This is a genomic window from Sinomicrobium pectinilyticum (assembly GCF_003725735.1).
Lineage (GTDB): Bacteria > Bacteroidota > Bacteroidia > Flavobacteriales > Flavobacteriaceae > Sinomicrobium > Sinomicrobium pectinilyticum.
The window spans coordinates 1-14,538 of the sequence record NZ_RJTM01000114.1; the positions used below are offsets into that span (position 1 = coordinate 1).

The 14,538-nt window shown below is 48.5% G+C and carries 4 protein-coding genes; 1 reads left to right on the top strand and 3 read right to left on the bottom strand.

Annotation, left to right across the window (positions count from 1 at the left end):
• The first annotated feature begins 787 nt into the window (after positions 1-787).
• Positions 788-4,978 carry a hybrid sensor histidine kinase/response regulator transcription factor gene (locus tag ED312_RS17050; protein ID WP_240643127.1) on the top strand — a complete coding sequence of 1,397 codons (4,191 nt, stop codon included), beginning with the start codon at positions 788-790 and terminating at the stop codon, positions 4,976-4,978.
• A 33-nt stretch (positions 4,979-5,011) separates the two neighbouring features.
• Here the strand turns inward: ED312_RS17050 and ED312_RS17055 are convergent, their stop codons facing one another.
• The 3 genes from ED312_RS17055 to ED312_RS17065 form a co-directional block, all read right to left on the bottom strand.
• Positions 5,012-6,247, bottom strand: coding sequence for a glycoside hydrolase family 88 protein (locus ED312_RS17055; RefSeq protein ID WP_123217239.1), 1,236 nt, complete (start codon positions 6,245-6,247; stop codon positions 5,012-5,014).
• Positions 6,248-6,660: 413 nt separating this feature from the next.
• Complete coding sequence (locus ED312_RS17060) at positions 6,661-8,808, bottom strand: RICIN domain-containing protein (protein ID WP_123217240.1); 2,148 nt, start codon at positions 8,806-8,808, stop codon at positions 6,661-6,663.
• 151 nt (positions 8,809-8,959) lie between these two features.
• The gene (locus ED312_RS17065) at positions 8,960-14,533 is read right to left on the bottom strand and encodes a cellulose binding domain-containing protein (protein WP_123217241.1); all 5,574 of its coding nucleotides are present in this window, start codon (positions 14,531-14,533) and stop codon (positions 8,960-8,962) included.
• Positions 14,534-14,538 lie beyond the last annotated feature (5 nt).

Here is a 14,538-nt window from a genome sequence, read left to right on the forward strand (position 1 = left end):
TCAGTTTAGCCGTCAAAGCAACCTGTTTAGCGGCTAAAGTAAATGGGTTAGCCGCTCAACCAACTACTTCCGGTGTCAAAGGGATTGCTTTAATGGCCGTTTTTCCCGAACGTTAGCGTAGGTTCTTCAATGACTGAAGACCCCCATTAACCACCCCGAGGTCAAGGCCCCGACCAAAAAACTCCACGACTCCTAAACTCCCAAACCAAAGCCACGGATACGCAGATGTTTTTTTAGTGCCGCGGGGTGGGCGCACGTGGTTTTGACTGACGGGAACTTTCCGATGTGCTCCGCGAAATGTAAAGTTCCCCCCTGCTCTCCTCTGACCACATTACTCCGGGACTGCAAACCTGTTGGGCTACCGATACATAAACAATTGTAAAAAACCAGGAAAATATCCGCGCATCTGTGGCGGAAATGTATGAAACCTAAAGTCACCGCAATAACCCGGATCGGGGGCAGGGCTTTAACCTTTAACTTCATCATAAAGGCGGCCCCGGAGTATAACCCTCAAACCGGTTTTTGGAAGACCCGGAACCCCTATGTGAGTTTCGCAATAAAAATACCGCGAACATATAACTTACAGGACAGATTTTTCCTCCTTGTTCCTCAAAAAACATTAACAATAATGTTATTTTTACACTTATTTTTTGTTTTATCCTTAATTTTAATATACTTTTAGTTCCGATATAACCAATACCAATCCTTTTTATGACACTTTATGAGAGCCAGGCTGTTCTTATATATACTATTCTTTTGCATTAATGCAAAGGCACAATACAGCAATTTGAAATTTGAGAACCTCTCTACCACCGAGGGGCTTTCGAGCAGTACCTGTACCGAAATATTCCAGGACAAGGACGGTTTTCTCTGGTTTGGCACCATTGATGGCCTCAACAAGTATGACGGATATACTTTTACGGTATATCGCCCGGAGTTGAATGACCGGAATTCCATAAGCGGCAACCGGATAACTTCCATTACGGAAGACAGCAGGGGCAGGCTGTGGATAGGTACGAGTAACGGATTGAATGTATTGGATAAGCACACCGAAAAATTCACCCGTATCAATTTCAGTTCCGGTGAATCCGTTCGGGCGGGGGCCGTTGACGTGATCAATACGCTTTTTTATGACGATACCGCCAATACCTTGTGGATAGGAACGAAAAACGGGCTGTTAAGACTCCTGTTGGACAAAATAGGCGAATCCTCTCTCAAAACTCCGCCATTTACCCTTTACATGCACATAGCGGGGCTTCCCCGGTCTATAGATGACAATAATATTACAAGTATCCTCAAGGACCGGAACGGTAATATCTGGATAGGCACTTCGGGAGCGCACCTCAACCGGTATGTTCCGGCATCTGAAGGCGAAGGGAAAAGGGAAGGGAAAACCGACGGCTTTGAACGTGTTGCCATGGATATTCCCCGCAGTTACGGGCTGGACCACATGCCGAAAAGCATCCTGGAAGACCGGGACGGGGATTTCTGGATAGGGAATAACCTCTCCGGGCTGGTCATGTGGGACCGGGAGAAAGGGGTGTTTGAACAAAAGCAATACACCAGCGAAGGTAACATTCCCATATTCGATATGTTCCGGGACAACAAAGGGATGATCTGGATAGCTACGGATGGTTACGGACTATACCTTCTCGACAAGGAAAAGGATACCGTGTACCACATTACCCATAATCCTTCGGACCCTTTTTCGCTACCCAATGACCAGCCGTCGAAAATACTTGAGGACAAAGACGGTACGTTGTGGATTGCCTCTTATAACAAGGGCGTCAGCAAACTGGTCTTATCGAAATCGGCCTTCGGGCATTACTTCTTTCAGCCGGGGAACCCCAACAGCCTGGGTGCCAAGATTGCGCAATCCGTTATACAGACCCGCAACGGAAAGATATGGATAGGTACGGATGGAGGGGGGCTTAGTGCATTTGATGAATCTACGGGGAAATTCCGGCATTACAGACACCAGAAAGGAGAACCTTCTTCCCTGAGTTCCAATAAGGTCGTATACCTGGCCGAAGGACACGAAGGCGCCTTATGGGTATGCACATGGGACGGTGGCCTCAACAAATTTGATCCCCGTACCGGGAAAGCCGTACATTACAAACACCTTCTTTCCGATCCGTATTCCATAGGGCAGAATACGGTCTGGTGTGCCGTTGAAGATAGCCGGAAACGACTGTGGGCGGGCACACAGACTGCAGGGCTTAACCTGTTTGATCCTGTTTCCGGAAAATTTTATACCTACCGGCATGATCCGGGCAAGGATTACAGCATTGCCAGCGATTTTGTCTTTCACCTTCATCTGGATTCCGGAAAACGGCTGTTGGTAGGTACGTCTTCCGGGCTTTCCGTGCTGTATCCCGAAGACTATTTAACAGAAAATATCCCGTACGACCTGAAGTTCCGGGAAATCGAAGAAGAGGTTATAAAGGGAAACCGGGTCAATCACATTGCTGAAGATCGCCATGGCAATATCTGGCTGGGAACAGACCTTGGCCTGCACAAACTCAATAAAAAACTGCAATGGCTAAAATCGTATTCCACCCATGACGGATTGCCCAATAATCTCGTAGTGGGAATACAGGAAGACGATACCGGCAACCTGTGGATCACAACCAAAAGCGGGCTTTCCCGCCTCAACCCCGAAACCGGGGAATTCAAGAATTTCAATACGCACGACGGGTTGCAGGGCATGGAGTTTCAAAGCAAGTCCATTGCCAGGACCCGCGACGGGCGGATACTGGCCGGGGGCATTAACGGGTTTAATATTTTTCACCCGGAAGACATGAATACCGGGGCAGATACTGTCCGCCCCCTGCTCACCGGATTCCGGCTGTTTAACCGGTCCGTGAAGAGCAAGGATACCATAAACGGCCGCGTATTATTCGAAAAACCGGTTTCCAAAACAAAAACAATCCGGTTGCGGTATAACGAAGACCATATTTCCCTGGGGTTTGTCGCATTGCACTATCAAAACCCCGAAAGAGTACGTTATGCCTATACGATGGAAGGCCTTGACAAAAGCTGGATATATCCCGGTGCCAATACTACGGCCAACTACTCTAATCTTGCAGCAGGCGATTATACGTTTAAGGTAAAGGCTACCGTAAACGATTCCTGGGACAACGCCCCGGTATCGCGTTTGAAATTAAGTGTCCTGCCCCCTCCCTGGAAAACCTGGTGGGCTTTTGTGCTCTACGGTATTATGGCGATCTTTCTTTTCGGGCTGGGAATGCGATACTATACACGAATGGTCCGGGAGGAAAAGGAACACGAACTCGACCAGATGAAACTCCGGTTCTTTATCAATGTTTCCCATGAGTTCAGGACACCGTTGACCCTTATACTCAATCCCCTCGACAAAATACTGTCGTCATATGATAATCCCGAAGAAGTAAAGGCCTCTGCCCAAACCATCCGCCGGAGTGCCAGGAGGCTGCTCAACCTCACTAATCAGCTGCTCGACTTCCGGAAAATGGAGCAGGGAAAGTCACCCCTGGAAACGGTCCGGGGAGACATGGTTCAATTTTGCCGGGATATTTTTTCGCTTTTTGCTGACCTGGCCGAAATGAAAGCCATTGATTTTCGCTTCGAATCCGGGGAAGAAGAGCTCATAGGGTGGTTTGACCCGGACAAAGTGGAGAAAATAATAACCAATCTTTTGTCCAATGCCCTGAAGTTTACGGACAGCGGGGGAAGTGTTACCCTCGAAGTATCGGGAATATCCTGGAGTTACAACCGGAGCGTAATGTTCTCCAGGTTCTTTAAGGGAGCTAAGAAAAAGAAGAGCGATGGAGTTTCCATAAAGGTAAAGGATACGGGGATAGGGTTCAGGAAAAATCATCTGAAGGAAGTCTTTACCCGGTTTTTTCACGCCAATCAAACCGGGACAGGAACGGGAATAGGCCTCAATTTCACAAGGAGCCTTGTGGAAATTCACGGTGGGGAAATACTGGTGAGCAGTGAATACGGGAAAGGAACCGTTTTTACCGTAAAATTACCCGTGGACAGCAGACCGAATGCCTTAAAGAACGGGGATATTCCGCTCAAAAACTACATTTTCGATTCCGATACCGTAAAATCGGCGGAGTATGAGATCGCGGTTTCGGAAAGCCTTGAAAAAAGCCGGGAGAAAAAAACGGCGGACAGTGCTCCCGGAGGAAAGAAACAGGTCGTACTTATTGTTGAAGATAACAGGGAATTGCGGAGCCTTCTCAAAAATGAATTAAAGACCGGTTTTAAAATAAAAGAGGCGGCAAATGGAGCGGAGGGTCTTAAAAAGACCAAAAAACATTTCCCCGATCTTATTATCAGTGACGTCATGATGCCCGAAATGAGCGGTTTTGAATTGTGCAGAACAATAAAATCTGATATAGAAATTTGCCATACTCCCGTTATTTTACTCACTGCACGCAGTCTTGAAGAAGATAGAGTAGCAGGATATAATACCGGTGCGGACGCATACCTTCCCAAACCCTTTCATATGGATGTCCTGAAAGCCCGTATCCGTAACCTTCTGGAGAACAGGAAAAAACTGAGGGAAAAATTCGTTTCCGTTGTCGGGGTCGGGTCACCCGGAGAACTGGTGACAAACTCCCTCGATGAGATGTTCCTGGATAAGGTGACTAAAATTGTCATGGAAAATATCGAAAATCCCGGGTTCGAAATGGGAACGCTGTTAAAGGAAACGGCGATGAGCCGTTCGCACTTTTATCGCAAAATCAATACGCTTACCGGGCAGAATCCCAGTGGTTTTATACGCACTATACGCTTGAAATATGCTTCGGAACAGTTGCTGAAAAGGTGTTTTTCGGTTAAGGAAGTTGCTTATATGTCCGGCTTTAACTCTTCGGCATATTTCAGCAAAACCTTCCGTGAATTTTTCGGGCAAAGCCCGAATGCATTTATGGAGAGCGCCAAAGAGGCTCCGGTTTCCCGGGCAGAAGAACAGGTAAAAACTTAGACACGATCGGAATCCCGGGTTTTCCCTTTTCAGCTACTTCTGCAATACCGGTACGAAATCCGCCACGGCTTTCCCTTCCTCCAGTTTCTTTAACCGCAACAGGGCCTCCAGGTAGTAATAATCCGCGTAAATGATAGAAGCATCTACTTCACTGCCATTCGGATAATGTCCCGTGGAATGCAGTAAAAAGGCCGTATTCCTGTCATTGCTCCTGTATTCCGGAGCGCTTAGTTCCCCGAGCATTTTCTCTGCCGATTCCCGGTAGAAGCTCGCCTTTACGGGATCTTTGATATACCCGGAGAGTTCCAGCAAAGCGGAAGCCGTAATCGCGGCAGCGGAGGCATCCTTCGGTTCATGGGGAATATGTGGTGCATCAAAGTCCCAGAACGGGATCATGTCTTCCGGCAGCCTGTCCAGGTATACGTCGGCAACTTTCTGGGCAAAGTCGAGGAATTTATCATTCCCGGTCTCCCGGTACGTCATGGTATATCCGTAGATGGCCCAGGCCTGTCCCCTGGCCCATAAGGAATCATCAGAATATCCCTGGTGTGTCACCCCCCTGACCTTCTTTCCGGTTACGGTATCATAAACCACAACATGATAAACCGAATGGTCTTTTCTGAAATGGTTTTGCATGGTGGTTTCGGCATGTTTCAAGGCTATATCGTACAGTGAGTCATTCCCGCCGTTCTTACCGGCCCAGAACAGCAGTTCGAGGTTCATCATATTATCGATAATGGTATTGTGCGGCCACCCCATCTTGTCTGTCATTCCCGGCCAGGAAAGGAGGGTGCCTACCTTCGGGTTATAGAGTGCAGCAAGTGTATCGGCCGTTCTTAGAATGGTTTTCCGGTAACCGGTGTCTTTTGTCAGGCGGTAACCGTTTCCAAAACTGCAGAACACCTGAAATCCAAGATCGTGATCTGTAGCAGAACGCACCGAAAGCGGGGTCAGGTACCGGCTGAACCGGTCGGCTTCCCGTTTCCATTTTTCTTCACCGGTATACTCGTACAGGTACCACAATGTACCCGGCCAGAAACCACTGGTCCAGTCATTGAAGGGAACAAATTTCCAGTGCCCGCCTGTTTTCGCTGTTATATTCCGTGGCAGTACCGAATCTCCAGGTATGAGTTTTAATGTCTGCGAAGCCTGTGCTACACAATAGTCGAGATTTTCATTGAGATTGAATTTATCACTATCCCGTTTTTTTCCACATCCCGTCATTCCCACAACAAATATCAACAGAAAGTACACTCCTAATTTTTTCATATGTTTAAATTTTATTGAATAAAAACAGGGTTTATCCTGTATTATTTAAATCACTTACCTCTCGATTCTCTCACAAAAGAAAAGGTATAGAACCCGAAAGAGCTACGGCCTTCCCGGGCATGCCTTCTATACCTCTTCTTCACAACTAACTACTAACTACTATTCATCTGGTGTATTCAAAAGAACCTTCGGAACAAAACGTTTCTCCCTTTATCCTGCCCCCTGGTTCTTCATCACTCAAATTGTTTATGACAAAAAGAGTTTTTACGCTGCAATTTTAAGTTTCTCCGGTAAAAACAGCTTGTAATTATTGTCCACAATAGATAAATCATGGTCCTTTTGCCTGATTCCTGACTACTTTTCCCGTAGTAAGGCCGTGTTTATCCTTTATTTTTTGACAGAGCCTCCCTTTGTTACTCCTTCACTATTTTTCTTATAAATTTCCCCGCTCCGCTTGTCAGCGTAAAGATGTAAACCCCTCTCGGAAGCGTACTTAAATCGAGCTCATGCTCTTGTCCACCCACTTTTTCTATCCTGATCAACCTGCCCAGGCTGTTGTGTATTAACAGGTTTGCATTTTTCGAAGGCGTTGCCAGCGAAATAGTGACCTTATCTGTTGCAGGGTTCGGATAAATACTGATTCCCGTAGTTTCAACCGCTGTGTCTGCGCTTGAAGAACCTATCCCTGCCGAAGATGAAACCAGAACCAATTCCCACTGCGCATTCGCACTACTTGTGCTGGCCCATTGGCCGCAGTCTGCTCCATTGGACGTTTGTCCCATGCCATCGAGGTAAAGGCCCGTGCTCACGTTTCGGATCCTGTAATAAGCACCATCAAATTGTTCCACACGCCATTGAGCATTGGTGCTGGTTGTATTGGCCCATTGTCCACAAGCCGATCCATTGGTTGTCCGCCCCATGCCGTCGAGAAGTAATCCTGTGCCCCTGTTCCTGAATTGATGGTAACTGCCCATGGGAATCATTTCCCAATGGGAATTGACATGATTGGTAGAACTGGCATATTGCGCACAGTCATCACCGTTTGCTGTACGGCCATAGCCATCAAGGACCAATCCTGTTCCACGATTCTGCAATTGGTAATAGGCGGGGCCGCCGGACGATGGAGCTGCACTTGCGGAATTGGAGTTGATAATGGTGCCTGAGGCATCGGTTGCTTTTATCCAATACCAATAGGTAACACCATTTTGTGCCGTGTTATCCATATAAGATGTGCCGCCGCCAATATCGCCTGCTATCATGGTGCGTCCGTTCATATCAGAATCGGTATCCCTGAAAACATCCTGCCTGCCCAGGGTAATGCCATTCCGCGTCCAGTTTAAAGAGACTGTTCCGTCGCCTGCCGTAGCGGTTAAAGAAACACTGGTGGCAGGCGTATTGGACAAAAGCGCATCGGCAATAAAAGGGGCGCCCCAGCCATTACGCGGAGTAGCCCCTACAATGGTATTGCCCATGGCGTCTGCCATTTGCGATGTGTAAGGCGTACTCTGCCCCAGACGTTCATAGGCACGCCTAACCATATTGCAGACAGAGCCCTGCCCGGTCGGGACCCCGCGGTTAGTGCCGGAAATTTCCGGCCAGGGGCCCCAACCCGCCCTGCACCGATAGACGGATTCATCATAAGGTACCGAACCGCCGAGATTGTATTTACACCAGTATTCCACTCCCGTTTTTAAGCGATTGGAGCCAAGCGTATACGGTGCATATCCCTGGTGATAAGCAATTTCGGCTAACCCCGATAACATTTCATACGATGACCAGCTATGCACCTGGTCGCGTCCTGATTCGACATTCTGCCCGTTTTCCGCTATATTTTTGTATAACGAGAAATCGTTCGGACAACCTGCGGTAGAAACAAAGGCATTCCAGGCATCGTCAAATTTGCTTTGATTGTCTGTAAATACGGCTATAGCCATAGTAGCATACATGCAGGTAGTGCTAAAATTTGCTCCGTCGGCCGCAGCAAAACCCTCCATTGGGGGAAGGAATATGTTGGTCAGCATATTCTTTGCCCGGGTAATATCAGAACTTGCCCAGCCGGTATTGGTGTGGGCCAGGATCTCCCCGGCCTGCGCCCAAAGCGGACCTTGTATCCCCGCAAGAAGCTCCACATCATTCCCGCCAATTGAATTTAACGTACCTGACCAGGCATTGATAATGCTGATGGCCTTGTCAGTGTAAGCGCTGTCCCCGGTAATATACCCCAACAATGCCTGCACATAGCAAGCTGTAGCATCCCTTCCATGCTGCACCCAGCCTTCATTATTATTGGAACCGCGATAAACTGCGGAATAGGGGCCCTGCATGGCATATGAAAGACTGCCGGGCTCCGAGGCTTTCAAAGCATCTAATGCCGATTTCCAGGGTTCGGCCGCCTGGTTGTTCCTTACTACATTCAGTTCATCCATGGTGCTCAGGATACCGGGATGTGTGAATTGCGCCCGGGCCAGGCCGGTGATCATCAGAAGGACGGCCATAATCCGCATCTTTCGATACGGCATTGTTCCTTTTGCGGTCAAATAGCTGAAGATTTGATTTTTCATAATAATTTAATTCAGGGCTTGTTTACACTGGTTTCATCCCGATACCTATCAGGATCGGGTAGCTAAAAAAATACAGTACAGCAGGGTTTGAATGTTGGGATACTGGAATAAATAACCATTCTTCCTGTATCCCAACATACTGTGATCAAACCTATTTCTTCACAATCTTCCTGACAACGCTTGTTCTTAAACTCGTCAGCGTAAGAATGTAAACCCCTTGCGGAACTGCGCCTAAATCAAGCACGTGCTCCTGCCCGCTCATTTTCTCTGTCCTGATCAGTCTGCCGAGACTGTTATGTATATACAGGCTTGCATTCTCCAGAGGTGCTGTAAGTGAAATAGTAAGCCTGTCCGACGCAGGGTTGGGATAAACATCCAGGTTCATAGATCCGGTCCCGTACGGATTATCGTCACTCTTTTCTGCCTGTAGATCCCCGGGTGTCACGGATCTTAGTTCAACAGGTTCTGTTCCGTATACCAATTCGCCCTGGTAGTACACCGTTATGTGATCGTTCTCCGCGAACGGAGCTTTTGGCACATAAGAATAGTCTTCCGACTCCTCGAACCCGGACCAGTCCGATTTTGAGATATGGTATTCAATGTCTCCCGTATCACTTAACGGATAAAAGATTCCCGCGGCAGAATCTATGGAGATCTCAAAATAGGTGTCCGCTCCCGGAACAGCAGGATCGAATGTCACAAATTCTCCCGATATATTTGCTCCGTCCAACTCTGCATGGTCAATCCGGTATTTCAATCCCGCTTCGCTGTCTTTTGTAAACCAGTACCGGATACCCAGGTCTTTGTAATCTATCGGCACATTCCCTTCGTTGTTAAGCTTCAGGACCGTATGTATCTCGTTAGTACCTGTATTGGAATTCATGTTTTTCGCATACACCTTTACATTCAATTCCCGCGTTACCGGCAGAGGCTCTGTTCCCCATACCAGTTGTCCGTTCCTGTATAGCGTAATTTGTTCATTTTCTACATAGGAAGTACCGGGTTGGAATGAATAATCATCGGTCTCATCGAAATCTGACCAATCCGTATTGGATAACCTTGATTGTATTGGCCCTGAACCGGCACCCGGCAATAAATCGCCCAAAGCAGCGTCAAACCCGTATTCGATATATCCACAGGCGCCTTCGTACGGTTCCGGCAGGGATACGTAATTCATCTTGACCTTATCCCTGCCCGATTGAGCATAATCTATCCAGGTATTGATGCCGGCATAGTTTTCTGCAGTAAGCCAGTATCGCATGGTTAGTTGATCATATGCAATTCCAAGGCTATCCCCGTTAACTATCTGTAAATAGGGCATAATAACATTATTACTCACGTTCTTTTCCCCGCTCTTGTGCAGCACGCTGATATTCAAAGGAAGTGCCGTAAAACTTTGGCTAACCGCCGCCGCCGGGTAATAAATACTGTCACCTGCCTGTGAGGCCGTGATAACACTCGCGCCCATCGCATTGATATGAAGCTTATTGCCATCAACTATGGTAGCTACTGTGGTATCGGAACTGCTGTAAGTGACCGGCAAACCGGAACTCGCAACGGCAGTAAGTTCAAAATCCGCGTCACCAATGTGTTTTGCCGATATAGAACCAAAACTAATGGTTTGATCTTTCTTAATCACCACCTCCACAGTATCGGTGGCAGAACCATAATAATTGGTTGCGGTTACAGCAACAGGGAATGTCCCTGCTGCATTAGGTATGCCGGATATAATGCCTGTGCAGGCATCTATACTCAAACCCTCCGGTAACCCGACGGCCATGAATTCCTTCGGCAAATGGGAAGCTACGGTTGGATAATGAAATTCCGAACCGTAGGTCCCTTCTGCAATACTGTCACTGCTGAATTCCGGTAACCGGGCGGGCCGTCCGTAAAATTCGAGTTCGGCAATACTCCCGTAACCATTCGGCGAAAAATACCGGATATAACGGTAACCTCCGTTATTGGAAAGGGTTTGCTCTGTCATTACCCATTCGGCAGGTTTCGGAATAACAAATAATATTTCGGCATCACTGAAATCGGGAGTGTTGGCGCCCTGGATTTGGGCCCCGTTCATACGGTGCGAAAAGCCGGCACGTGGCGCGTAACGTACCCGCGTAATTATACGATTTCCGTTCTCGCCCAAATCATATCCTACCCAGGCGGTATTTACCGAAGCATCAAAATACGTAGCTAAATTGCCGTCTACTGCTGCTTCCATAGTCGTAGCAGGATTGTTGCCCCCGGATCCGGAGGTACCTGTCAGCACACCGGAAAGTTTGTTGTCCAGCGAAGGCCCTGACGGCGACGAATCTCCGCCCTCGCCTATATCATTGATAGCAGCCACCGTATAGAAATAATCTTCGCAATTAACCGCAGTTGTATCTATGTAGCTGGTTTCATCAACATTTGCAATACGCTCAAACGGGCCTTCCGGGTCGGCAGCCCTTTTAACGTTGTAACGGATTCCTCCCGGGGAAGCCGCCCAACTTAACAACACCTGGTTGTTCCCGGCAACAGTTTGCAGATCTTTCGGCGCTGCCGGTGGCAGATGGGCAAGTGTCATTTCGGCTATTTCCGGAGTGCTCAACGCCCTGTTATAGATCTTAAACTCATCGATCGAGCCTTTCAGATACGGGTCATTATTCTGGCCTTTTCCCATATAGTTATTGGTCGTATTGCCCAGGTCTGAAGGCCGTTTGGTGAAACCGGTACTGGAGGCTACCGGCTCCCCGTTGAGGTACATGGTTGCCGTATCGCCACTCAGGGTCACTGCTATATGCGTCCAGGTATTCAGTGGCCAGGTATAGTTGTAGGATACCGTTGGATATCCGCTCCGGGTCTTAATTGCAAACCGGATACCTTCGCCGGGAGTCGATGTTTCCGGGGTCAGGAACATGGAGTTGTCGTTCTCGGTACCAAAGTCAAAAATGCGGGCCCATGTTGCCACTTCGTCCAGGCGGACCCAGGTAGTTATGGTAAAATCACCGTTTACCCCGCTCATAATTCCCGAAGGCAAGGACACATATCCATTGCTGCTTCCATCCAGTTGTACGCCGTTATTAACTATACCCGGAGCCCGGCTTGCGCCGCTGTGGAGGGTACCATCGTTCACGCTCCATGAATCCCCGGCAATAGAACCGCCGGTTTCATCAAAATTCCAGTAACCTACCCTGCCCGGCGTGGCGCTTACTTCCTCAGAGTCCTCCGATTCTCCCAGTTCATTTATGGCTGAGATCACATAATACCAGGTTGACGTATGATCTACAGTCGTATCACTAAATGAAGTGGTATCCGGAGTGGCAATAGTAGTGTAGGGACCTCCCCCGGTTTCGGATCGCTTTATGTTGTAAGATTCCGCACTTAAGCTGGCTTCCCATGACAAGTTGATCTGTGTGGCAGAAACAGAGGCAGCTACAACCCCTTCCGGAACAGGAGGTAAAGCCAGTACCGGTGTAATGCTTACTTCCGTGGAATTCTGGCTTTCTCCCGCAAAATTTGCAGCCGTTACAACGTAATAATAGGTAGTCCCGTTTTCCAGACCCGTATCTGTATAGCTGGTTCCGGTAAGTCCCGTGGCAACGGTGGTATACGGCCCCCCACTGGTGGTAGCGCGTTTTAGGTTATAGCCGGAAGCATCAGGCACCGGATCCCAACTTAATGGCACCTGTGTGTTACTTTCGGTTGCTGTTAAATTTGCAGGCGCTTCAGGTAGTGTTGTCTCTTCACTTACCACGGATACATTGTCAAATGTAATTGTGGCAGTATTTGTTGGACTTCCCGTACATACGGCATACCCCACATAAACCTGGCTATCCATTGACACGGTCTCGGTACCTACTGTAAACCATTCGATACCGTCGGACGATTCGTAAGCTGTGAACGTATCGCCAACCCGTTTGATCCGGAACCATGCGGGATACCATGTGTAGGTATTTCCGAAATGATATGACATGGACGCTCCTTCCTCATTCCGGAACCCCATCCTGGCAAAGCGTCCTCCACCGTCTCCCAGGGTCATCGCTACTGTCCTTGCATCCTCGGCAAGCGATTCCCTGATCATCAATCCTTTTTTTAAGGCTCCATCGCCTTGCGATATCCGCGTAGTAATGGTAACATCACCATTCACCTTTGAATAGAGGTAGCCAAAGTTATCCGCAGTCCCTCCCAGATCCGTTCCGCTGCCGGTAAGTTTATACGTTCCTTCATTCACATCTGCATAAGCTGCACTGGCGGTTGTTCCATTACCCACTATTCCGCTCACCCAACCTAACGGAAGTTCACCGGTCTCTTGCGGGGTAGCCGCATCGGATACCGCAGAGTATTCCCCCGTACCTGCCTGGTTTATTCCGGCAACCCTGTAATAGTAAGTTGTTCCGTTGATAGCATCCCAATCGGTGTACTTAGCGGTGGTCCTTCCGTCCCATTCCGCAATTGTTTCATAAGGACCGGTGGCAGATGTGGACCGCTGCACATGATACCCCCTTACGGCATGACCTGCCGGGGGCTCCCACTCAAGGTCTACTCTCCACACCCCCGGAGTAGCCGTTATACTTGCCGGAGCAGGAGGAACGGGATGAACCGTAGCATTTGACGGCTCCAGGGTGAACGTCAAGGTACCATAGCCAAAATGATCCTTGCTTCCTCCTTCGGGCCTCATAATTTCTGCCATCAGTTGCGTATTGGGAGCTTCTAATCCCTGGCGGACTATATAGTGGTTATATATTAGCTCATATACGGGCCGGTCATGAAACCAGCCTCTTCCGTTTATAGAGGGCCATTTGTTATTGGCTGGCTGGCAATTGTTATAAAAAGAAAAAGGGACGTCTTTCCAGAGGTTATACTGTGCCACATACTCGGCACCGGCCAACAGGCGGTTGTTGTCGTATCCATACAGATCCATCCCCTGGTTCCAGGCAATCTGGCAGACCGTAGCCATCAGCCCCACTCCTAAAAATCCGTGGGTCTGGTCTCTGCCGGCCTCCTGCCATTGCCCCAGGCCATATGGCTGTTCGCCGGGATGAACATGAGGTACCGCATGCCTGATGCTTCCTGTCCCTGCTCCGTTTTTATAATATTCGATCCCTTCGTCAAAGATCTCCCGGTTGTCGCACAGTACGCCAATAGCTACTAAAGCACCTATATTATTGGCGTCCCAGTTGGTCCAATAATAATCGATACAGCGGCCGTTGTGGTTGGTCAGAAAATCATGAGCAACGGGATAGAGATAATTGACCATCATATCCTTAAACCGGTTAAAATCACTTTCCGTCCATCTGTCACTTATTCGCATGATTTCCCCGGCCATGGCCAGTTCTGCAATACCTATCCCACCCAAACCAACAATATCAGTGTTGCCTCCGGAGGGGACCTGGTTGAGTGTATTTGCATAGTCGTTAAAAATCCTGATTGCACAATCCGCATGGCTGTCATCCCCGGAAATATACCAACGGATCGCATTTAAATAAGCGGCATGAGCATCCCGTGACATCACCTGTCGAAGGTTCATATTCGCTCTTGGGGACGCTCTGAAGGTATTTTGTGCCAACGGGTCCTGGACCAGCTTATTCCAGCCGTCAATCCAGGGATGGGCCCCTTCGGTAACCTTGGTCTTCATACGGTCCAGGTCTTCCCGGGTATGCAAACCTCCCGGGTGTATAAATTCCTGCGATAAGGCATTCCCTGTCAAGGCGAATATCAGCAGTAATATTAGTAGTTGTTTTTTCATGGTTT

Bases quoted from the DNA above. Each gene is read 5' to 3' on its own strand.
- ED312_RS17055 (WP_123217239.1), bottom strand. From the start codon at position 6,247: ATGAAAAAATTAGGAGTGTACTTTCTGTTGATATTTGTTGTGGGAATG.
- ED312_RS17060 (WP_123217240.1), bottom strand. From the start codon at position 8,808: ATGAAAAATCAAATCTTCAGCTATTTGACCGCAAAAGGAACAATGCCG.
- ED312_RS17065 (WP_123217241.1), bottom strand. From the start codon at position 14,533: ATGAAAAAACAACTACTAATATTACTGCTGATATTCGCCTTGACAGGG.